The organism is Streptomyces sp. P9-2 (assembly GCF_051903975.1).
GTDB lineage: Bacteria > Actinomycetota > Actinomycetes > Streptomycetales > Streptomycetaceae > Streptomyces > Streptomyces cellulosae.
Map to the genome: position 1 here is coordinate 5,391,035 of NZ_CP192633.1, position 21,501 is coordinate 5,412,535.

General features: G+C 73.6%; 15 protein-coding genes. 9 read left to right on the top strand and 6 right to left on the bottom strand.

Annotated elements, in window-relative coordinates:
• Nucleotides 1-103 precede the first annotated feature (103 nt).
• A complete protein-coding gene (gene treZ, locus ACQY0Z_RS24540) occupies nucleotides 104-1,849 on the bottom strand; it encodes a malto-oligosyltrehalose trehalohydrolase (RefSeq protein WP_254588172.1) in 1,746 nt (581 codons plus the stop codon).
• 222 nt (nucleotides 1,850-2,071) lie between these two features.
• On the opposite strand from treZ, the gene ACQY0Z_RS24545 reads away from it, so the two are divergent.
• The 3 genes from ACQY0Z_RS24545 (at nucleotide 2,072) to ACQY0Z_RS24555 (ending at nucleotide 4,561) form a co-directional block, all read left to right on the top strand.
• Nucleotides 2,072-2,623, top strand: coding sequence for a DUF1707 and FHA domain-containing protein (locus tag ACQY0Z_RS24545; RefSeq protein ID WP_189899161.1), 552 nt, complete (start codon nucleotides 2,072-2,074; stop codon nucleotides 2,621-2,623).
• Nucleotides 2,624-2,765: 142 nt separating this feature from the next.
• Nucleotides 2,766-4,151 (top strand): M14 family zinc carboxypeptidase, encoded by a 1,386-nt coding sequence (locus ACQY0Z_RS24550; protein WP_254588171.1) that lies wholly within the window; start codon nucleotides 2,766-2,768, stop codon nucleotides 4,149-4,151.
• Nucleotides 4,148-4,561, top strand: a complete 414-nt coding sequence (locus ACQY0Z_RS24555; RefSeq protein WP_254588170.1) for a subtilase-type protease inhibitor — start codon at nucleotides 4,148-4,150, stop codon at nucleotides 4,559-4,561. Before ACQY0Z_RS24550 ends, ACQY0Z_RS24555 begins: the two co-directional genes overlap by 4 nt.
• A 483-nt stretch (nucleotides 4,562-5,044) precedes the next feature.
• Here the strand turns inward: ACQY0Z_RS24555 and ACQY0Z_RS24560 are convergent, their stop codons facing one another.
• The 3 genes from ACQY0Z_RS24560 to glgX all read right to left on the bottom strand — a co-directional run bounded on the left by ACQY0Z_RS24560 (nucleotide 5,045) and on the right by glgX (nucleotide 11,174).
• Nucleotides 5,045-6,268 (bottom strand): M14 family zinc carboxypeptidase, encoded by a 1,224-nt coding sequence (locus tag ACQY0Z_RS24560; protein WP_381726563.1) that lies wholly within the window; start codon nucleotides 6,266-6,268, stop codon nucleotides 5,045-5,047.
• 253 nt (nucleotides 6,269-6,521) lie between these two features.
• Entirely contained in the window at nucleotides 6,522-8,888 is a 2,367-nt protein-coding gene (treY, locus tag ACQY0Z_RS24565) for a malto-oligosyltrehalose synthase (RefSeq protein WP_439812813.1), read from the bottom strand.
• Between the two features lie 156 nt (nucleotides 8,889-9,044).
• Nucleotides 9,045-11,174, bottom strand: a complete 2,130-nt coding sequence (gene glgX / locus ACQY0Z_RS24570; protein WP_189899153.1) for a glycogen debranching protein GlgX — start codon at nucleotides 11,172-11,174, stop codon at nucleotides 9,045-9,047.
• Nucleotides 11,175-11,485: 311 nt separating this feature from the next.
• Between glgX and ACQY0Z_RS24575 the strand changes: the two genes are divergently transcribed.
• Entirely contained in the window at nucleotides 11,486-12,727 is a 1,242-nt protein-coding gene (locus ACQY0Z_RS24575; protein ID WP_189899321.1) for an SAV2148 family HEPN domain-containing protein, read from the top strand.
• A gap of 133 nt (nucleotides 12,728-12,860) precedes the next feature.
• The gene (locus ACQY0Z_RS24580; RefSeq protein WP_381726561.1) at nucleotides 12,861-13,595 is read left to right on the top strand and encodes a 3'-5' exonuclease; all 735 of its coding nucleotides are present in this window, start codon (nucleotides 12,861-12,863) and stop codon (nucleotides 13,593-13,595) included.
• A gap of 10 nt (nucleotides 13,596-13,605) precedes the next feature.
• On the opposite strand, the gene ACQY0Z_RS24585 is transcribed toward ACQY0Z_RS24580, so the two are convergent.
• Nucleotides 13,606-14,469, bottom strand: coding sequence for a phosphotransferase enzyme family protein (locus ACQY0Z_RS24585; RefSeq protein WP_254586595.1), 864 nt, complete (start codon nucleotides 14,467-14,469; stop codon nucleotides 13,606-13,608).
• Between the two features lie 170 nt (nucleotides 14,470-14,639).
• On the opposite strand from ACQY0Z_RS24585, the gene ACQY0Z_RS24590 reads away from it, so the two are divergent.
• The 4 genes from ACQY0Z_RS24590 to ACQY0Z_RS24605 are packed head-to-tail and all read left to right on the top strand — an operon-like array spanning nucleotide 14,640 to nucleotide 18,985.
• The gene (locus ACQY0Z_RS24590; RefSeq protein WP_189899147.1) at nucleotides 14,640-15,578 is read left to right on the top strand and encodes a carbohydrate ABC transporter permease; all 939 of its coding nucleotides are present in this window, start codon (nucleotides 14,640-14,642) and stop codon (nucleotides 15,576-15,578) included.
• Nucleotides 15,575-16,408 (top strand): carbohydrate ABC transporter permease, encoded by an 834-nt coding sequence (locus ACQY0Z_RS24595; protein ID WP_381726558.1) that lies wholly within the window; start codon nucleotides 15,575-15,577, stop codon nucleotides 16,406-16,408. The genes ACQY0Z_RS24590 and ACQY0Z_RS24595 overlap by 4 nt, the downstream gene beginning before the upstream one ends.
• A gap of 8 nt (nucleotides 16,409-16,416) precedes the next feature.
• Nucleotides 16,417-17,727, top strand: a complete 1,311-nt coding sequence (locus ACQY0Z_RS24600; RefSeq protein ID WP_439812814.1) for an ABC transporter substrate-binding protein — start codon at nucleotides 16,417-16,419, stop codon at nucleotides 17,725-17,727.
• Between the two features lie 55 nt (nucleotides 17,728-17,782).
• The gene (locus ACQY0Z_RS24605; RefSeq protein WP_189899142.1) at nucleotides 17,783-18,985 is read left to right on the top strand and encodes a glycosyltransferase; all 1,203 of its coding nucleotides are present in this window, start codon (nucleotides 17,783-17,785) and stop codon (nucleotides 18,983-18,985) included.
• A 78-nt stretch (nucleotides 18,986-19,063) separates the two neighbouring features.
• Here the strand turns inward: ACQY0Z_RS24605 and ACQY0Z_RS24610 are convergent, their stop codons facing one another.
• Nucleotides 19,064-21,307 (bottom strand): MMPL family transporter, encoded by a 2,244-nt coding sequence (locus tag ACQY0Z_RS24610; RefSeq protein ID WP_347225462.1) that lies wholly within the window; start codon nucleotides 21,305-21,307, stop codon nucleotides 19,064-19,066.
• Between the last annotated feature and the right edge of the window lie 194 nt (nucleotides 21,308-21,501).

Below are 21,501 nucleotides of genomic sequence, written 5' to 3' on the forward strand. Positions count from 1 at the left end.
CCCTCCGCGCGCCCGGGTGCCCGTCGGGGCTGCGAAGGGCGGTGCCGTGACGCAGCCCCACGCGGCCCACAGCGCGGGGCGGGGCACGCCCGCCCCGCGCCCCTCACTCCTGCAGCAACACCACCGCCGATTCCCCCGGCAGCCGCAGCAGACCGTCCGCGCCCGGTGTGTCCACCGGTTCCCATGCCGCCAGGATCTGGGCCTCGCGGGAGCCCAGGGGGATGTCGGCCGGTTCGGGGCCCAGGTTCACGGCCACGCGGACGTCGCCCCGGCGGAACGCCAGCCAGCGGCGGTCCTCGTCGTAGGCCACCTTCGTGTCGGCGAGGTCCGGGTCGGTGAGGTCGGGCTGTTCGCGGCGGAGCGTGAGGAGTTGGCGGTACCAGGCCAGCATCCTCGCGTGCGGCTCCCGTTCCGGCTCGGACCAGTCCAGGCAGGAGCGGTCACGGGTGGCCGGGTCCTGCGGGTCGGGTACGTCCTGCTCCGCCCACCCGTGCGCCGCGAACTCCCGGCGCCGACCCTCGCTGACCGCCTTCGCCAGCTCCGGGTCCGTGTGGTCGGTGAAGAACTGCCAGGGCGTGCCCGCCGCCCACTCCTCGCCCATGAACAGCATCGGCGTGAACGGCGCGGTCAGCGTCAGCGCCGCCGCGCAGGCCAGCAGCCCGGGGGAGACCAGCGCGGCCAGCCTGTCGCCCTGGGCGCGGTTGCCGACCTGGTCGTGGGTCTGGCTGTACCCCAGCAGGCGGTGCGCGGCCACGCGGGTGCGGTCCAGGGGCCGCCCGTGGTGCCGGCCCCGGAAGCTGGAGTACGTGCCGTCGTGGAAGAAGCCGTGGGTGAGCGTCTTGGCCAGGGCCTTCAGCGGGGCCCGGGCGAAGTCGGCGTAGTAGCCCTGCGACTCGCCGGTCAGAGCGGTGTGCAGGGCGTGGTGGAAGTCGTCGTTCCACTGGGCGTGGATGCCGTGGCCGCCGTTCTCGCGCGGGGTGATGACCCGCGGGTCGTTGAGGTCGGACTCGGCGATCAGGAACAGCGGCCGGCCGGTGTCGGCGGCCAGTTCGTCCACGGCCTGCGACAGCTCCTCCAGGAAGTGGCGCGCGCGGGTGTCCACCAGCGCGTGCACGGCGTCGAGACGCAGCCCGTCGATCCGGTAGTCCCGCAGCCACGCCAGCGCGCTCTCCACGAGGTACGCGCGCACCTCGTCCGAGCCGGGCGCGTCCAGGTTGACCGCCGCACCCCACGGCGTGTGGTGCGTATCGGTGAAGTACGGGCCGAACTGCGGCAGGTAATTGCCCGACGGGCCCAGGTGGTTGTGCACCACGTCCAGGACGACGCCGAGCCCCAGCGCGTGCGCCCGGTCGACGAACCGTTTCAGCCCCTCGGGCCCGCCGTACGGCTCGTGCACCGCCCACAGGCAGACGCCCTCGTACCCCCAGCCGTGCCGGCCCGGGAACGGGCACACCGGCATCAACTCCACGTGTGTGACGCCCAGGTCGGCGAGGTGCCCGAGCCGTTCGGCGGCGGCGTCGAAGGTGCCCTCACGGGTGTACGTGCCGACGTGCGTCTCGTACAGCACCGCGCCGGGCAGCGGCCGTCCGCTCCACTCGGCGGTCCACATGTAACGGTCGTGGTCGACGACGGCGCTGAGCCCGTCGGGGCCGTCGGGCTGGCGGCGCGACCGGGGGTCCGGCAGCACCGGCCCGTCGTCCAGCGCGAAGCCGTATCGGGAGCCGTCGTGCGCCTCGGCCTCCCCCCGCCACCACCCCTCCCGCTCGGGATCGCGCTCCAACGCGCGCGTGACGCCGTCGCACCGGAGCGTCACTCGGCCGGCCTGTGGTGCCCACACCTCGAACTGCACGGACGGTTCCCCTTCGTCTGCTCACCGTGATGAAGCGCCTCCATCGTGCGGCATCGGAGATCAATTCGCCGGGGGATCCGCCGTTTTGCGGCGGGTGTCGCGCGACGGACCGCGGCACGGGCGGGGCGCGGGACGGGCGAGGCCGTGGGGCGCAGGCGGGGGCGAGTCCTCCGCTTACGGGGTTTCTGGACAGCTCGCACCCGGCTGACCGACAATCACCGCGTGACGTCGTCCTTCGAGTTCTCCACGTACCCCGCGCGGCTCTCCGACGCGGAGCGCGACAAGGCGCTGAGCGCGCTGCGGGACGGCGTCGTCAAGGGCCGCCTGTCCCACGACACGTTCATCCGGCGCATGGAACTGGCGCTCGTGGCGCGGCGCGCCGACGAACTCGCCGCGCTCACCGCCGACCTCCCCCGCGAGAGCCGCCTCTCCCGCGCGGTGTTCGGCACGGTCGAGGCGGTCTCCGGGTTCACGGTGCGGCTGCGCCGGGCCTGGCGGGCGGAGAAGCTGCCGAAGCTGCTGCTGCCGCACCCCGCGCACGGGCACCCGCTGCGGATAGGGCGCGACCCCGCCAACGGGCTGCGGCTCACCCACGAGACGGTGTCCCGCGTCCACGCCGAACTCACCCACCAGGGCGGCCTGTGGGTGCTGCGCGACCTCGGCTCCACCAACGGCACGACGGTGAACGGCCGTCGGGTGGTCGGCGCGGCCGTGGTCCGCGACGGCGACCAGGTGGGCTTCGGCCGGATCACCTACCGGCTCGCCGCCAACTGACACGCATGTGCTTGTCGTTGACACGTGACGGTGTTGACGCGAGCCCGGCAGTCGTGACTGACTGTAGGGGGACCCCGCACTCCCCGTACTCGTACTCCCTGTACGTGCCGCATCCGCACTGCCCGCACGGCTTGTACTTCCGGTGGACGACGGCGTCGCTTCGTGGAGGTGTGACCTGACGCCCCTCCTGAGCTATCCGACCGTCGACGAACTCGGCGCTCGGGCCGCCGCCCTCGCCGCCCGCCATCCCCGCGACGCCCGTCTGCGCCGCGTCGGCGTCTCCCGCGCGGGCACGCCCCTGTGGCTGCTGAGCGTCGGCCACGGCGGCCGCCAGGCCCTCGTCGTCGCGGGACCGCACGCCAACGAACCGGTGGGCGGCGCGACGGTGCTGCGGCTGGCCGAGCAGGCGCTCGCCGACCGCCGCTTCACCGACGGCGCCGACATCACCTGGAACCTGCTGCTCTGCCTCGACCCCGACGGCCTGCGCCACAACGAGCGCTGGCTGACCGGCCCGTACACCCTCGGCCGCCACTTCCGGAACTTCTACCGCCCCGGCTTCCTGGAACAGCCCGAGTGGCTGCCGGACGGCGCCGCGTCCGCCGCGCTGCCGGAGACCCGCGCGCTGCTCGCCCTCCAGGACGAGCTGCGGCCCTTCCTCCAGTGCTCCCTGCACGGCGTGGACGTGGGCGGCGGCTTCGTCGAGCTCACCCACGACCTGCCGGGCCTCGACCGCCGGGTCGCCGCCGTCGCCGCGCGCCTCGGCGTGCCGCGCGAACTCGGCGCGTACGACGCCCTGTACTGGCCGGGCCTCGGCCCCGCCGTCTACCGCATCCCGCCCCCGCACCGCCGCGACCTGGCCGCCGCCATCACCGAGGCGGCCGTGGAGTCGACGTGGTACCACCCCTACGGGTACGGCACGGTCACCGCGGTCGTGGAGGCGCCGATGTGGGGCGTCGCCGCCGTCGGGAGCGGCGCCCCGCACCCCGACCCGGACGCCGAGCTGCGGTCCGTCAGCCGCACCCTGCGCCGCGACACCGCGCTGCTCGGGGAGCTCGCGGAGCGGATACGCCCGTACGTCGCGGGCGTGCCCGACGCGGACCGGCTGCTCGCCCCGGTCGACGACTACCTCCTCGTCTGCCCGGGCCTCGCGGACGCCTGGGACCCCGACCGCAAGAACGATTCTGCACATCCGCTGCCGCCCATGACGACCGCCCGCCTGGCCGCGCTGCGCCTCGCAGGCCGGCGCCTCGCCCTGCGCACCGCCGGTCTGCTGCACCAGCTCGTCACCCGCGCGGGACACGACCCCACCGACGCGCTGCCGGCGCTGAACCGCCTGATCGACGCGCGTTGCGCGGACCTCCGGGACGTGCTCGGCGCCCGCTGGATCCCCGTGGACCGCCAGGCGGAGTACCAGGCCCGGGTGATCCGCGCCGTGTGCGCCCTCGCCGTACGGAGGACCCCCGGAACCTCCCGTTCGGGTGAGCCGGGCTGGGGTCCCGGGCCCGCCGTGCCGATGCACCGGGAATGACGCACACCTCAGTGAAGACGGCAGGGGCGGGGCTGGCCGCCGCCGCGCTCCTCCTGCTCGCCGGCGCGACGCCCTCCGCCCACGCGGACACCGGGAACTGGCTGATGCTGAGCGTCAGCCACGGGGAGAACACGACGGCCGGCGCGGAGAACGCCAGGCTGCTGCGCTGCGACCCGCCCGGCGGCGACCACCCGCACGCGCAGGATGCCTGCGCGCAGCTGTCGGCCGCGGACGGCCGCATCACCGCCCTCCCCGCGGAGGACGCCCTCTGCCCGATGATCTACGCCCCGGTGACGGCCCACGCGGAGGGCATGTGGCGCGACCGCCCGGTCACCTGGACGGAAACCTTCCCGAACACCTGCACGCTGCGCGCCCACACGGGGGCGCTGTTCGCGCTCGACGGGACGTGAGACGGCCACTCGCGTGCGGCAGGCCTGGGTGGGCCTGAGTGGGCCTGAGTGGGCCTCCGCGCCGAGGCCTGACGCGGCCCTGGAGAGGAGGTCGGCCGAGCGCCGTGGTCGGCGCCCGCCGTGCGGGCAGCAGCCGAACGCCCCTGACGGGACGTGAGACCGCCTGCGCTCGGGGCCGTGGCCATGACGGCCCGGCGACGGCGGCGCCTTTCGCCGTGGCCCGGCGTCACGGCATCGGCGGCGCCGCCCCGCCCTGTGCGCGGCACGGCGCCGGCCTGTGGCACCGGCGTTCCGCTGCCTCCGACGCCCGGCCGCGACGTGTCCGGCCGGGAAGCGTCCTTCCGCTCGGGCGGCGGCGTCCGGCCCGACCGTCGGACACCGACGGCGCCCGGTCCCGCGCAGAGAGGCCTCGCGCTCCGGGCACCAAGGCACGACGACCGCACCGTGTCTTCCCCGGCCGGGGGCGCGCCCCCGGCCGACCCCTCACATCAACCCCACCCGCGCCTGCCGCGCAGCCGCCACCACCGTGCGGGACTGGTGTTCCACCTGGTGGCGGACCGGGACCCAGCGGGCGCGGAAGCGGGTGGCGAAGGTGTCGCTCCAGTGGGCGACCAGTTGGTCCAGGCGGGCCGCCGCCTGGGCGTCGGTGTCCCGCAGGGCCCGCCGCAGCATCGCCGCCGCCCGCAGCGGCACCCGGCGCGCGAAGGCGTCCACGCTGCCGACGTAGGCGCGGGTGCCGTCCGCCGGCGGGGTGCGGACCAGGTCGGCGGCCAGTCCCGGCACCAGCTCCAGCACCCAGGTGGCCGCCCGCAGCAGCGGACCGCCGGTCTCGGCGGGCGGCGGTCCGGGCCGTACCTCCTCAAGGACGTGCCGCACCTCGCCCGCGTCCCGCAGCAGCCGTTCCGCGAGCGCGTGCATCGCCGTGTCAGGCGCCGGGTGCGGGGCCGGGTCGTCCACCAGGTCGCTCGCCCACATCGGCACCTCCACGACCGCGGTCAGACCGCCGTACCGGTGCGCGTGGTACCAGGTGCTGTGCCGGGCGTCGTCGCTCAGGCTGGGATAGGCCGGGGCGGCCTCCGGCGCGGGCATCACGTGCACGCCGGGCCCCGACGCCGGCCAGCCCGCCGCGTCCGAGGCGCCCGTCTCGACGGGGATGTGCAGCTCGGCCGCCGACTTGGCGAACGGCTCCGCCAGCCCGGGCACGTCCCGCGTCAACTGCACCCAGCTGCCGCCCAGATCGGTGCCGTGCAGGGACACCTGGAGGAACGGCCGCAGCTCGTCGATCACCCCGGTCAGCGCCCGCGTCTCCGGCGGCAGCCGGTCCGCGGGCAGCACCGAGGGCGCCCACTCCGGCTGCTCGGGCCCGGCCGGGCGGAAGAAGCCCAGGTGGTAGTCGTACAGGCTGCGCGGCGCCGGGGTGACGTGCAGGCTCGCCCCGTCGGGGTCGGCGCACAGCAGGAAGTGCCAGGAGACGCCGTCCCGCAGCTCCCGCTCGAGCAGGGCCCGCCGGGCCAGTTCCAGCAGCGTCCCGTTGCCCGCGGGCTCGTTGGCGTGGGCGCCCGCGACGACCAGCACGGCGTGTGGGGCGCGCCCCACGGACAGCAGGTGCAGCGGCCGTCCCCCGCGGGACACCCCCACCTGCCGCAGCACACACAGACCCGGCCACTGGACTGCCAGCGCCCGGGCGGAGATGACCAGTTCGGACACCGTCGGATAGCGAGACTCCCGCAGCGGACCCACCCCCCGTCACCGCCCGCACTCGCACTGCGCAGTACCCCACGGCCGCGAGACGGTGTCAAGGGCGGTACGGGGGAGCCGCCAGGGGGCGCTCGGAGGCACGCCACGGCCCCCTTCCCGCACGTCCCGCGTCCCGCGCCGGACGCACGTCGCACGGGTCCTCACCGGCCGTGCGCCGACCGCGCACCGACCCCGCACAGCGCCCCGACAACCGGAACCACCGTCACTCCGGCACCCGCTCCAACAGCGCCACCGGCGACGCGGCGAACAGCTCCGCCACCCGCACGTCCCCCGCGAACTCCCTCCCGGAGTCCTGCACATCGGCCCACCGCCCCGGTGGCAGCGGCAGCCGGGTGCCGCCCCAGCCGCCCGCCTCCGCAAGACGCAGCGACAGCCGGGTGATCGCCGTCACCACCTCGCCGGAGCGGACGAACGCCAGGCAGTGCTCCGCCGCCGGGCCCTCGGCGGCCAGGGGCTCGTACGACGCCGCCGTGCCGAACACCTCCGGCCGCCGCGCCCGCAGCGCCAACGCCGCCCGGGTGACCGCCTCCTTCTCCGCGACGTCCCCGAGGTCCCCGCCGTCCCCGCCGAACCGCGCGGGCCGCCGGTTGTCCGGGTCGACCAGCGCCCGGTACTCGCGCTCCGTGCCCTGGTAGACGTCGGGCACGCCCGGCATGATCAGATGCACCAGCGCCGCGCCCAGCACGTTCGCCCGGATGTGCGGCTCCAGCGCCTCCCGCAGCTCCGCGACCTTCCGCCCCGGCACCCCGCACGGCCCCGCCGCGACGAACCGCGCCACCGCCTCCTCGTACGGCGGCTCCTGCTCCGTCCAGCTGGTGAACAGGCCCGCCTCGCGCACATGCTTCAGCAGCGCCGCCCGCACTCGCTCCTCCTCGGCCGGGCCGAGCCCGAACACCGTCTGCCAGGCCGCCCACGCCGTCTGCCCGTCGGGCACCGCCTCCCCGGTACGGGACACCTCCGTGAGGACGTCCGCCCAGCGCCGAGGGCACTCGGTGAGCACGTGCAGCGCCGCCCGCACGTCCGCGCTGCGCTTGGCGTCGTGCGTGGACAGCACCGTCCCCGTGGCCGGCCAGTCGCGCTGCACGCGCGCGCAGTACGCGTGGAAGCGGTCCGGGGCCACCGCCGGGTCGCCCGGCTCGCCGCCCACCTCCGTCGCCGACAGCAGCGGCACGTAGCGGTAGAACGCCGTGTCCTCCACGGACTTGGCCCGCAGCGCCGACGCCGTCTGCGCGAACCGCGTACGGAACTCCCCGTACACGGGCCCGTCCCCGTACCGCCCCAGCAGCAGATCCCGTACGACGTCCACCGCGCCCGCCTCCTCCGGGACGGTGAACGCGCGCCGGGCCTCGGCCGCGGCCTCCTCGGTCACCACCGTCGCCGCGTCCTCGGGGGCGTAGGGCCGGTACACCTCCAGCCGCACCAGCAGCTCCGTCAGCGCCGTGCGCAGCGCCCAGGGCGCGCGGTCGCGCAGCGCGGTCTGGGGAGCCGTCGCGCACAGCCGGGCAGCCACCCGGGTGAGCCGGTCCAGCTCGGCGGCCAGCTCGTGCGTGAGCACCTTGTACGCGGCCCTGCGGACCGTGGCGTCCCAGTCGCCGCCCCGGTCCGTCTGCGGGGCCGCGAAGGCCCGGTAGCGGTCCACCAGCTCCCCGAACCCGTCCGGGTCCAGGAACAGCCCGTCGACGTGGCGCAGGGCGTCGTAGCCGGTGGTGCCGGCGACCGGCCAGGAGGCGGGCAGCGCCTCGCCGTCGGCGAGGATCTTCTCCACCACCGTCCAGCGGCCCCCCGTCGCCTCGTGCAGCCGCCGCAGATAGCCGCCGGGGTCGGCGAGCCCGTCCGGGTGGTCGACGCGCAGCCCGTCGACCACGCCCTCGTGCAGCAGCTCCAGGATCTTCGCGTGCGTCGCCTCGAACACCTCGGGGTCCTCCACCCGCACCCCGATCAGCTCGGAGATGCTGAAGAACCGCCGGTAGTTCAGCTCGGTGCGGGCCAGCCTCCACCACACGGGGCGGTACCACTGCGCGTCCAGCAGCTGCGGCAGCGGCAGCCCCGCCGTGCCCTCGCGCAGCGGGAAGGCGTGGTCGTAGTAGCGCAGCACGTCGCCGTCGACCTTCAGCTCGTCCGCCACCTCGCCGAGCGGACCGCCGAGGACCGGCAGCAGCATCTGCCCGCCCTGCGCCTCCCAGTCGATGTCGAACCAGCGGGCGCGGGGGGACGACGGGCCGTCGCGCAGCACCTCCCACAGGGCCGCGTTGTGGCGGGGGGACATCGCCATGTGGTTGGGGACGATGTCCACGATCAGTCCGAGGCCGTGCGCCCGGGCCGTGCGGGACAGGTCCCGCAGGCCCTCCTCGCCGCCCAGTTCCTCCCGGACGCGCGTCGGGTCCACGACGTCGTAGCCGTGGGCCGAGCCGGGGACCGCCTCGAGAACGGGGGAGAGGTGCAGGTGGGACACGCCGAGCCCGGCCAGGTACGGGACGGCTTCGGCGGCCGCCGTGAAGGGGAAGGCGGGCTGGAGCTGCAGGCGGTAGGTCGCCGTGGGGACTGCCGGGGCGGGGCGCTCAGGGGTCATGGGGACGTACGTACCCGCGTGGGCGCGTGTCGTGCGCTGGCTGCTCCGTTCGGGGTGGGGGTGGGAGGGTTTCCGCCCCCGCCGCCCCTTCCCGTCCCGACACCGGGCCTCCGCCCCAGACCCCGCTCCTCAAACGCCGGAGGGGCCGTCCAGCCCCTACGCCGGCCGTTGCAGCACCGTCAGGCTGCGATCCGTCAGCGTCAGCCTCGTCCCCGCCGACACCTTCGGACCCGTCCCCGGTGGCACGCCGTCCTCTCGGGCCGTGTCGACCACCACCTGCCACTGTGCCCCGTGGTCCACCGGGACCACGAAGTCCAGCGGCTTGGGGGAGGCGTTGAACATCAGGAGGAACGAGTCGTCGGTGATCCGCTCCCCGCGCTGACCGGGCTCGGAGATCGCGTTGCCGTTGAGGAACACGGTCAGCGCCGACGCCCGTGCCGACTCCCAGTCCCGCTGGGTCATCTCCGCGCCCTCGGGCGTGAACCAGGCGATGTCGGAGAGGTCGTCGTGGGTGCCCTCCACGGGACGGCCGTGGAAGAAGCGGCGGCGCCGGAAGACGGGGTGGTCCTTGCGCAGCCACACCATCGCCCGCGTGAACTCCAGCAGCCGGCGCCGGAAGTCGTCCTCGCCGTCCCCCTCCTCCGGCCAGTTCACCCACGCCAGTTCGTTGTCCTGGCAGTACGCGTTGTTGTTGCCGCGCTGCGTGCGGGCCAGCTCGTCGCCGTGACTGATCATCGGCACGCCCTGGGAAAGCATCAGCGTGGCGACGAAGTTCCGCATCTGCCGGGCGCGCAGCCTCAGCACGTCCGGGTCGTCGGTGTCGCCCTCGGCCCCGCAGTTCCAGGACCGGTTGTGGCTCTCGCCGTCCCGGTTGTCCTCGCCGTTGGCCTCGTTGTGCTTCTCGTTGTACGACACCAGGTCGTGCAGGGTGAAACCGTCGTGGCAGGTGACGAAGTTGATCGAGGCGAGCGGGCGCCGCCCGTCGTCCTGGTAGAGGTCGGAGGAGCCTGTCAGCCGGGACGCGAACTCGGCGAGCGTGCGCGGCTCGCCCCGCCACAGGTCCCGCACGGTGTCCCGGTACTTGCCGTTCCACTCGGTCCACAGCGGCGGGAAGTTGCCCACCTGGTAGCCGCCCTCGCCGACGTCCCAGGGCTCGGCGATCAGCTTCACCTGGGAGACCACCGGGTCCTGCTGCACCAGGTCGAAGAACGACGACAGCCGGTCCACCTCGTGGAACTGCCGGGCCAGGGTGGCCGCGAGGTCGAAGCGGAACCCGTCGACATGCATCTCGGTGACCCAGTACCGCAGCGAGTCCATGATCATCTGGAGCACGTGCGGGGACCGCATCAGCAGCGAGTTCCCGGTGCCCGTGGTGTCCATGTAGTAGCGGGGGTCCTCGGCCAGCCGGTAGTACGAGGGGTTGTCGAGGCCCTTGAAGGACAGCGTGGGGCCCAGGTGGTTGCCCTCGGCGGTGTGGTTGTAGACCACGTCGAGGATCACCTCGATCCCGGCCTCGTGCAGCGCCTTCACCGCCGACTTGAACTCCAGCACCTGCTGGCCCCGGTCGCCCCAGGACGCGTAGGCGTTGTGCGGGGCGAAGAAGCCGATGGTGTTGTAGCCCCAGTAGTTGTTCAGCCCCATGTCGACCAGCCGGTGGTCGTTCACGAACTGGTGCACCGGCATCAGCTCCAGCGCGGTGACGCCCAGTTCGGTCAGGTGCTCGATGATCGCCGGGTGCGCCAGGCCCGCGTAGGTGCCGCGCAGCTCCTCGGGCAGCCCGGGGTGGCGCATGGTGAGCCCCTTGACGTGGGCCTCGTAGATCACCGTGTGGTGGTACTCCGTCCGGGGCCGCCGGTCGTCCCCCCAGTCGAAGTACGGGTTGACCACGACCGACGTCATCGTGTGCGGCGCCGAGTCCAGGTCGTTGCGCCGTTCGGGGTCGTCGAAGTGGTAGCCGTAGACCTCCTCGCCCCACTGGATCGAGCCGCTGATCGCACGCGCGTACGGGTCCAGCAGCAGTTTCGCGGAGTTGCAGCGCAGCCCCCGCTCGGGGGCGTACGGCCCGTGCACACGGAAGCCGTACCGCTGCCCGGGCATCACCCCGGGCAGGTACGCGTGCCGCACGAACGCGTCGCTCTCCCGCAGCTCGACCGCGGTCTCGGAGCCGTCGTCGTGCAGCAGACACAGCTCTACTCGGTCCGCGGCCTCCGTGAAGACCGCGAAATTCGTTCCGGCGCCGTCGTACGTGGCACCGAGCGGATACGCCTCGCCAGGCCAGACCTGCATGGACACGACTCTTTCAGGTGTACGGCGCCGGTGGGGACGCCTTGGCTCCGAGTGTCCCCGTGTCTCCCCGAACGGGCGGGATCAAGGGCGGGTCCACCTCCTACCCATGCCCCGGCCGCGACGGACCGCACCTTCTGTGATGTCCGCCATGAAACCGCTCGCCCGCCCGCCCGCGGAGGGCGGAACGGTCGCTTGGCAGGGGGAAGTTGGGAAACGACCCTGTCCATCGGGCTGCATCCCGCACCGCATGCGGAGTACTCTCCTTGATCGTTGGACGGGGAGTGCTCGGGGGACTGGAAGGCGGTGCGCGGGTGGGCTCGGGAGGGCTGGAACTGCCCCCTGGTGACGAGGGTCACGAGGGGAGCGGCTCCACGGACGTCCCGCCCGGTGCGGTGTCCCTGGCGCGGCCGATGGACGCGGGTTCGATCGGACCGGAGCTGGACTGGGGCGCGGACGCGTGGCGCGAGGTGCGCACGCGCGCGCAGCGGGCCGGCCGGGCCTACATCTGGCTGAACCTGGTCGAGCAGCGGCTGCGCGCGGTCGTCGCCGCCGTGCTGCGGCCCGTCTACGAGCCCGTGCACGGCGACGACTGGGTGGTCGCCGCCGCCGGGCCCGCCGGACAGGAGTGGGTGCAGCGCGCGGTCGCCGTGCGCGAGGTCAGCCGCCGCAAGGGCTATCTGCTCGATCCGGCCGACGACAACGTGCTGTCGTTCCTCACCCTGCCGCAGCTGCGCGAGCTGATGGTGCAGCACTGGCCGTGCTTCGAGCCGTACTTCGACGACCGCAGGGACGTCGAGCTGGCCCTGGACGAGCTGGAGGTCACCCGCAACGTGGTCTCCCGCAACCGTGCGCTGTCCGAGGCGGTGCTGAATCAGGCGGAGCGGGCCTCCGCGCGGCTGCTCGAGATGCTCGGCACGGGCGGCGACGTGCCCTCGGCGCGCCGGCTCCCGGTGGACGCGGTCGAGGACCTGGTCGGCGACCGGTACGCGGACGTGGTCGCCGTGCACCCGGACCGGGTGCGGCTGCTGCGCCAGTTCCCCGCCGAGGACATATTCGGCGGGGCCCGGCGGCTCGACGCCATCGGCATCGGCCTGAACCTGCTCGTGCAGAACTTCTCCGGCCGCCGGCTGGTGCGGCTCGCCGACTCCGGCTGCCGGGTGCGGCTGCTGTTCCTCAACCCGGCCTCCAGCGCGGTCAAGCGGCGCGAGCGCGAACTGGGCATCAAACGGGGAGAGCTGGGCCGGTCCGTGGAGATGAACATCCTCCACATGCGCCGCGTGCGGTCCCGGCTGCGCGACCCGGGCGCCTTCGAGATCCAGGTCTACGACGAGACGCCGCGCTGCACGGCCTACCTGGTCGACGGCGACGGCTCCGACGGCATCGCCGTGGTCCAGAACCACCTGCGCCGCACCCGCGGCATGGAGGCCCCGGTGTTCGTCCTGCGCAACGGGACCAAGGTGGTCAAGCCGGGCGAGATCGAGGAGGGCGGCCTCTTCCCCACCTACCGCGAGGAGTTCGAGCAGATGTGGGCGGATTCGCGGCCGGTGTCCTGAACCTCCGGGTCCGTGTGTGTTCCCGGGGCCGCCCGGTCCGCCCGGGAAACGGAATGCGATCCTCTGGTTGTCAGTGGCGCGTGCGAGGGTGAAGCCACTGGGGGAACGCACCGCACAGAAGGGGGGACAGCCCATGGGCTGGCACCGGGAGCTGCTGATCGGCTTCGACCTGGAGACGACGGGGACGGATCCGCGCGAGGCGCGGATCGTCACGGGAGCCGTGATCGAGCTCCGCGCGGGGGAGACCCTGGGGCGCCGGGAGTGGCTGGCCGACCCCGGCGTGCCGATCCCCGCCGACGCGGTCGCGGTCCACGGCATCAGCAACGAGCGCGCGGCCGCCGAGGGCCGCCCCGCCGACCAGGTGGCCGACGCCATCGCCGGCGTCCTCGCCGCCTACTGGAAGACCGGCGTCCCAATCGTCGCGTACAACGCCTCGTTCGACCTGAGCCTGCTCTCCGCGGAGCTCCGCAGGTACGGACTGCCGTCCCTGCGCGAGCGCCTGGGCGGCGCCGACCCGGCCCCGGTGATCGACCCGTACACCATCGACCGCGCCGTCGACCGCTACCGCCGGGGCAAGCGCACGCTGGAGGCGGTCTGCGCGGAGTACGGAGTGCGCCTCGACGCGGCGCACGACGCGACGGCCGACGCCCTCGCCGCCGCCCGTCTGGCCTGCGCGATAGCCGACCGCCACCCGAAGGTCGCGGCACTCGGCCCGGCGGAGCTGCACCGCCGTCAGATCGAGTGGTACGCGGCCTGGGCGGCGGACTTCCAGGACTTCCTGCGCCGCAAGGGCGACCCGGCCGCCGTCGTGGACAGCACCTGGCCGCTGCGTGAACCGGCGGCCGAGCCGCTGCGGCCCGCGCTCTGAAGCGCCCCGCTCAGAACGGGTACCAGCGCACCGTCTCGTCCCCGTCCCGCAGCGACGCCACCCGGCGGCGGAACTCGGCCAGCGCCTTGGGGTTGCCCGGGGCGTGCTGGGCGACCCAGGCACAGCTGGCGGTCTCCCGCGCCCCGCGCAGCACCGAGCACCCCTCCCACTCGCGCACGTCCCAGCCGTAGGTCTCGGTGAACGAGTCGTAGGCCTCGTCCGGCAGGCCGTAGCGGTCGTGGGAGAGGACCATCACCACCAGGTCGTGCTCGCGCAGGTCCGTCGAGAAGGTCTCCAGGTCGACCAGCACGGGACCGTCCGGGCCGACGTGCACGTTGCGCGGCAGCGCGTCGCCGTGGATCGGGCCGCGCGGCAGCCGGGGCGTCAGCGCCGCCGCGGCCTTCGCGAACCCGTCGCGCCGCTCCCGTAGATACGCCGCGTCCGCCGGGTCGATCGCGTCGCCCGCGAGCCGCAGCCAGCGCTCCACACCGTCCAGCAGCGAGCGGGGCGGCAGGGCGAACGGGGGAGCGGGCAGCGCGTGCACCTGCCGCAGCAGCACCGCCAGGTCCTTCGGCTCGGCGGGCCGCACCGGGTCGGGCAGCCGGCGCCACACGGTCACCGGGTGCCCCTCCACCAGCAGCGCCTCGGACTCGGCGGGACGCACGGCGGGCACACCCCGCTCGGCCAGCCACCCGGCGACGGCCAGTTCGCGGCGGGCCCGCTCCAGCAGCTCCGCGTCCCGGCCCACCTTCACCGCCAGGTCGCCGGCGGCGAACACCGCGTTCTCCCCGAGCGCCAGCAGCCGCGCGTCCCCGGCGCCCCCGGGGAGCACCCCCGCGGCCTGAAGAACCTCCCGCGCCCGCGCCTCGTCCATCGCTTCCGCCTCCGTGTCCGTCCCGGGCCCCGCCGGGCGCCTGTCGTCCGGCCGTTCGCCGGCCAGTCTCGCATTCGCACAGGTCGGGTGGCGTGCGCGGGCCCTTGACGTGCGCTGTCGCGTTCACGACCATGACCGGGCCCACCCCCACCTGCAAAGGGGCTGATGCCGTGACGTCGGTGACCGAGGCGAGGAGACCGGCGCCCGGCGCGCCCGGCCCGAGCCGTCCGAGACGGCGTGCCGTCGACCACGGCCCGTGGTTCCTGGTGCTGCCCGCGCTGATCCCCATCCTGGTGCTCAGCGTCGGCCCGCTGCTCCACGGCATCCTGCTGGCCTTCACCGACGCCCAGTCGGGCCGCACCGAGCCCACCCGCTGGATCGGCACCCTGAACTTCCAGGATCTGCTCCAGGACACCCTGTTCTGGGAGTCGTTCCGCATCGGGCTGGTGTGGGCGGTCGGCGTGACGGTCCCGCAGTTCCTGCTGGCGCTCGGTCTCGCCCTGCTGCTCCACCAGGACCTGCGGCTGCGCTGGGCGGCCCGCGCCCTGGCGATCGTGCCCTGGGCGATGCCCGAGGTGGTCGTCGGCATCATGTGGCGCATCACCTACAACCCGGACGCCGGCATCCTCAACGAGACGCTGCGCGACCTCGGGTTCGGCGGCGACCGCGACTGGCTGAGCGGCCTCGCCACCGCCTTGCCGGCCGTGATCGTCGTCGGCGTGTGGGCGGGCATGCCGCAGACCACGGTGGCGCTGCTCGCCGGACTCCAGAACACCCCGCGCGAACTGCACGAGGCCGCCGCCGTCGACGGCGCCGGCGCCTGGCGCCGCTTCCGCACGGTCACCTGGCCCGCGCTGCGGCCCGTCGCCCTCGCCATCACCGCGCTCAACCTCATCTGGAACTTCAACTCCTTCGCCCTGGTCTACGTGCTCACCAACGGAGGCCCCGGCGGACGCACCCGCCTGCCCATGCTGTTCGCCTACGAAGAGGCCTTCCGGTACGGGCAGTTCGGCTACGCGGCCGCCATGGGCTGTGTGATGGTCGCCGTGATCTCGGTGCTGCTCGCCGTGTTCCTCGTGGGCCGGCTCAGGGGAGGTGACGAGCGTTGAGGACAAGTCCCGCCGCCCGCGCCGGCCAGTACGCGGCCCTGCTCGCCTACCTGGTCTTCCTGGCCTTCCCGTTCGTGTGGCTCGTGTCCACCGCCTTCAAGCCGGCCACCGAGCTGGCCGGGCTGCACCCCACCTGGGTCCCGCAGGACCCCACCCTCGCCAACTTCCGTCAGGCCTTCGACGAGCAGCCGCTGCTCCGGGCCGCCCTCAACTCCCTGCTCACCGCCTCCGCCGCGGCCCTCGTCGCGGTCGCCGTGGCCACCCCCATGGCGTACGTCATGGCCCGTCACCGCGGCGCCCTGGCGCGGGCGGCGACCGGCTGGGTGGTCGTCAGCCAGGCGTTCCCGTTCGTGCTGCTGATCATCCCGCTGTTCCTGGTGCTGAAGAACCTGCGGCTCATCGACTCGCTGCCCGGCCTGGTGCTGGTCTACGTCGTCTGGTCGCTGCCCTTCGCCCTGTGGATGCTCACCGGCTACGTCCGTGCCGTGCCGGCCGAGCTGGAGGAGGCGGCCGCCGTGGACGGCGCCGGACGGCTGCGCACCCTGGTGTCGGTGACCGTGCCGCTGCTCGCGCCGGGCATCGCCGCGACCGCGCTGTTCGCGTTCGTCACCGCCTGGAACGAGTTCTTCTTCGCCCTCGTGCTGCTGAAGACGCCGGAACAGCAGACGCTGCCGGTGCTCCTCACCCGTTTCATCGGCGCCGAAGGCGTCGCCGACCTCGGCCCGCTGGCCGCCGCCGCGTTCCTCGCGACACTTCCGTCCCTGCTGGTGTTCGCGCTCATCCAGCGCCGCATCACCGGCTCCCTCCTCGCCGGGGCGGTGAAGGGCTGATGACCCGCATGACACGCGTGACCCGCAACTCCCTGACGACCCGCGTCAGGTTCCTCGTCGGCGTCCTCGCGCTGACCCTGCTCCTCGCGGGCTGCTCCTCAGGACCCACCCGCGACGACGGCCGGGTCACGCTGCGCTTCCAGTCCCTGGCCTGGCAGCAGGAGTCTGTCGAGGCCACCAAGGAACTCGTCGACGAGTGGAACGCCCTCCACCCCGGCATCCACGTGGAGTACGTCCAGGGCAGCTGGGACAGCGTCCACGACCAGCTCCTCACCTCCTTCGAGGGCGGCGAGGCGCCCGACATCGTCCACGACGCCTCCGACGACCTCGCCGACTTCGCCTACGGCGGCCACCTCGCCGACCTCACGGAGCTGTTGCCCGAGCGGCTCACCTCCGACATCCCGGCGCTCTCCTGGCAGTCCGTCACCTTCGGCGACGGGATCTACGGCGTGCCCTTCCTCCAGGAGCCGCGCGTCCTCATCGCCGACGCCGTCCGCCTGAAGGAGTCCGGCGTCCGCGTCCCGACGCCCGAACACCCGTGGAGCTGGGCCGAGTTCCGACAGGTGACGAAGGACCTGTCCGGCGACGGCCGCTACGGGGTCGCCTGGCCCCTCAAGGAGCCGGTGTCCGCCACCCTCAACATGTCCCTCTCCGCGGGCGGCCGGCTCTTCCACCGGGGCGACGACGGGAAGGTCACCGTGCGGTTCGGGGACGGCGACGAGGTCGTGCCGCGCACCGTCCACGAGCAGGTGAACACCGACCGCAGCGCCTCGCCCACCACCTTGGGCAGCGGCGGCTCCGACACCCTGCCCGGCCTCTTCGCCGGCAAGTACGCGATGGTGCCGCTCGGCTTCTCGTACCGCCAGCAGATCGTCCAGCAGGCGCCGAAGGGCTTCGAGTGGCAGGTGCTGCCCGCGCCCGCAGGGGCCGGCGGGCTCGCGCAGGGCGTCAGCCCGCAGACGCTGTCCGTGGCCGAGGACTGCCCGCACAAGAAGGAGGCCGTCGCCTTCCTCGACTTCCTGCTCCAGCCGCGGAACATGGTGCGCCTCGCGCTCGGCGACTGGATGCTGCCCACCGGCCGCCAGGCCCTCGCCGGCCCGGCCCTGCGCACCCCCGAGCACGGGTGGGCGACGGGCACGGCGCTCGCCGCCCATCTGCGCCCGGCGCCCGCCCAGTCCGTACGGGGCTATCCGGAGTGGAAGGACAAGGTCGCCACTCCGGCGCTCCAGGAGTACTACAGCGGCGCGATCGGCCTCGGTGAGCTGCGGAAGCGGCTGGAGAAGGACGGCAACCTGGTCCTCGCCCGGTACCAGAGGTGAGCGGCGCCCCGTAATCACGTTGCACGAGACGTCTCGTCTCGCTTAGGGTCGTCGCATGACCGCTCCCGCGCACATCGCCATGTTCTCCATCGCCGCCCACGGGCACGTGAACCCCAGCCTCGAGGTGATCCGTGAGCTGGTGGCGCGCGGGCACCGGGTGACGTACGCGATCCCGCCGCTCTTCGCCGACAAGGTCGCGGAGACCGGCGCCGAGCCCAAGCTGTGGAACTCCACCCTGCCCGGCCCCGACGACGACCCCGAGGCCTGGGGCACCACCCTCCTCGACAACGTCGAGCCGTTCCTCGCGGACGCCATGCAGGCGCTCCCGCAGCTGATCGAGGCGTACGAGGGCGACACCCCCGACCTCGTGCTGCACGACATCACCGCCTACCCGGCCCGCGTGCTCGCCCACCGCTGGGGCGTGCCCGCGATCTCCCTCTCGCCGAACCTCGTCGCCTGGGAGGGCTACGAGAAGGAGATCGCCGAGCCGATGTGGGAGGAGCCGAAGAAGACCGAACGCGGCAAGGCGTACTACGCCCGCTTCCGGTCCTGGCTGGAGGAGAACGGCGTCACCCTGCACCCCGACGACTTCGCCGGGCGCCCGGACCGCTCCATCGTGCTGATCCCGAAGGCGCTCCAGCCGAACGCCGACCGGGTCGACGAGCGCGTGTACTCCTTCGTCGGCGCCTGCCAGGGCGACCGGAGCGCCGAGGGCGAGTGGCAGCGGCCGGCCGGGGCGGAGAAGGTCGTCCTGGTGTCGCTCGGCTCGTCCTTCACCAAGCAGCCGGCCTTCTACCGGGCGTGCGTCGAGGCGTTCGCCGGGCTGCCCGGCTGGCACCTGGTGCTGCAGATCGGCAAGCACGTCGACCCGGCCGAGCTGGGTGACGTACCGCCGAACGTGGAGGTGCGGTCCTGGGTGCCGCAGCTCGCGATCCTCAAGCAGGCCGACCTGTTCGTCACCCACGCGGGTGCGGGTGGCAGCCAGGAGGGGCTGGCCACGGCCACCCCGATGATCGCGGTTCCGCAGGCCGTGGACCAGTTCGGCAACGCGGACATGCTCCAGGCGCTCGGAGTGGCCCGCCACCTGCCCACCCAGGAGGCGACGCCCGAGGCGCTGCGCACGGCGGCCCTCGCCCTGGTCGACGACCCGGAGGTGGCCCGCCGCCTGAAGGACGTCCAGGCGGAGATGGCCAAGGAGGGCGGCACGAAGAGGGCGGCCGACCTGATCGAGGCCGAACTCCCGGGACACGGCCGCTGATACGGCTTCAACGGCACGGAAGGGGCCCGGCGGTGGCAGCCGCCGGGCCCTGGTCCGTGGTGTCGGTGCGGGGGTCGGTCAGACCGGCACCTTCTCGCCCTCGTCGTCCCGCGTCCTCGGCGTGACCGCCGCCGGCGCCTCGTCGTGCGTCAGGTCGGGCAGCCGGTGCATCCACTTCGGCAAGTACCAGTTCCGCTCGCCCAGCAGGGACATCACCGCCGGGAGCAGCACGCCCCGGATCACCGTGGCGTCGATCAGCACCGCCGCCGCCAGGCCCACGCCCATCTGCTTCATGGACTGCATGGACAGCGTCCCGAAGATCGCGAACACGGCGACCATGATGACCGCGGCGCTGGTGACCACACCGGCCGTGGTCACGACCCCGTGCCGGATGGCGTCCCGCGTCTCCAGGCCCCGCGCCCGCGCCTCACGGATCCGCGAGACCACGAACACGTGGTAGTCCATCGACAGGCCGAACAGGATCACGAAGAGGAACAGCGGCAGCCAGGTGATGATGGCGCCCACGCCCTCCGCGCCCACCAGGGACGCGCCCCAGCCGTGCTGGAAGACCGCCACGAGGATGCCGTACGCGGCGCCCACCGACAGCAGGTTCAGGACGATCGAGGTGACCGCGACCGTCAGCGAACGGAACGACAGCAGCATCAGCAGGAAGGCGAACACCACCACGAACGCGAACACCGGGACCACCGAGCCGACCAGCTGGTCGTTGAAGTCCTTGTTGCCCGCCACCTGACCGGTGATCGGCGCCTCGACCCCGTCGACCTTCCCCAGCGTCGCCGGCCGCACCTCGTCGCGCAGCTTCTCCAGGCTGGCGCCCGCCGCGTCCTGGTCGGAGCCGCCCACCAGCGGCACGTAGACGAACGCGAGGTTCTGCTGGTCGTGCAGCTTGATCTCGACCGGACCGCGCGAGGCGCCCGAACTGACCGCCTGCTCACGGAAGTCGGCCAGCGCCGCCTTCACCTCCGGCGCGTTGATGTCGTCCGCCTTGACGACGACTTCGGCCGGCTCGGAACCGCCCGGGAACGCCTCGTTGACCCGGTTGTACGTCTGCACGATCGGCAGCGAGTCGCCGAACTCCTGGTCCAGGGTGAGGTTCTCGGTCTTCATGCCGAGCGCGGGCGCGGCCACCGCGAGCAGCGCGCCGGCCGCCACCGCCACCGACAGCACCGGCCGGGCGAGGACCCGCTTCAGCACCGCCGACCAGAACCGGCTGTCGTCCGAGCCGCTCGTCCGCCGCCGCAGGAACGGCACCTTGCCCTTCTCGACCCGCTCGCCCAGCAACGACAGCAGCGCGGGCAGCACCGTCACGGAGCCGACCATGGCGACGGCCACCACCATCAGCGAGGCCAGGCCCATCGCCTCGAACTCGGCGATGCCGGTGAACAGCATGCCCGCCATCGCCACGCACACCGTGACACCGGAGACGACGATCGCCCGGCCGCTCGTCGCGGCGGCGATCCGCAGCGCCGTCCGCGCGTCCCGTCCGGCCGCCCGCTCCTCGCGCTCACGGCGCAGGTAGAACAGGCAGTAGTCGACGCCGACGGCCAGACCCACCAGCAGCATCACGGAGTTGGCGGTGTCGCTCATCGGCTGGAGGTGGCTGACCAGACCCATCAGGCCCATCGTCGCGATGATCGCGGTGATCGCCAGCGCCACCGGCAGCAGCGCCGCCACCAGCGCGCCGAACGCGATCAGCAGGATGCCGAGGGCGACCGGCACCGCCGAGTACTCGGCCTTCTTGAAGTCGTCGCCGAACGCGTCGTCGAACGTCTTCATCATGCTGGCGCCGCCGATCTCCTCGATCCGCAGCGATCCGTGCTCCTTCTGGACGTCCGCGACCGCGTCCAGCACCGGCTCGATCCGCTCACCGGCCGTCCGCGGGTCGCCCCGCACGTCGAACTGGACCAGCGCGCTGCGCCCGTCCTTCGCGACCGTGCCGCTGTCGTACGGCGAGGTGACGTCCGTGACCTCCCCGGTGCGCTCCACGGCCGACATCACCGCGGCGACCGCCGACCGGAACTCCGCGTCGGTGGACGTGAGGCCGTCGTCCTTCGCCTGGACGAGCACCGTCTCCGAGGCCGGCTCCTCGATCCCGGCGTCCTCGATGATGCGGGCCGCGGTGCTGGTCTCCCCCTTGAGCTGCTCGCTGTCCTCGACGTCGACCCGGCCCGCCGCCGAGCCGAGCCCCATCGCCAGCACCACGAACAGCACCCAGATGCCGACGGCCGCCCAGCGGTGCCGGGCGCTCCAGCCGCCGGCGCGGGCGGCGAGCCCCCGTACCCGCGCGTCTCCGTTCCCCATGACGGGTTCGCTCCCTCGTCCGCGGCGGCGACCCCCTGCCGCCACCTGACGTATCGACGGTAGGGGCGGCATCCGCGCGTCTCGTCGTGCTGCCCGGTGAAGCCGCAGAGCCCCGGCTCATCCGGACGGCGCGGCCCGCCTCCCTACTGGGGAGGACCGTGGCCCCCTACACATGTCCGGGTCGGCGGCCCGGT

What these genes read in the sequence shown, in the direction of transcription:
- ACQY0Z_RS24610 (WP_347225462.1), bottom strand. Translation starts at nt 21,307, where the DNA reads ATGGGGAACGGAGACGCGCGGGTACGGGGGCTCGCCGCCCGCGCCGGC.
- ACQY0Z_RS24600 (WP_439812814.1), top strand. Translation starts at nt 16,417, where the DNA reads ATGACACGCGTGACCCGCAACTCCCTGACGACCCGCGTCAGGTTCCTC.
- ACQY0Z_RS24580 (WP_381726561.1), top strand. Translation starts at nt 12,861, where the DNA reads ATGGGCTGGCACCGGGAGCTGCTGATCGGCTTCGACCTGGAGACGACG.
- ACQY0Z_RS24555 (WP_254588170.1), top strand. Translation starts at nt 4,148, where the DNA reads ATGACGCACACCTCAGTGAAGACGGCAGGGGCGGGGCTGGCCGCCGCC.
- ACQY0Z_RS24585 (WP_254586595.1), bottom strand. Translation starts at nt 14,469, where the DNA reads ATGGACGAGGCGCGGGCGCGGGAGGTTCTTCAGGCCGCGGGGGTGCTC.
- glgX (WP_189899153.1), bottom strand. Translation starts at nt 11,174, where the DNA reads ATGCAGGTCTGGCCTGGCGAGGCGTATCCGCTCGGTGCCACGTACGAC.
- treY (WP_439812813.1), bottom strand. Translation starts at nt 8,888, where the DNA reads ATGACCCCTGAGCGCCCCGCCCCGGCAGTCCCCACGGCGACCTACCGC.
- ACQY0Z_RS24605 (WP_189899142.1), top strand. Translation starts at nt 17,783, where the DNA reads ATGACCGCTCCCGCGCACATCGCCATGTTCTCCATCGCCGCCCACGGG.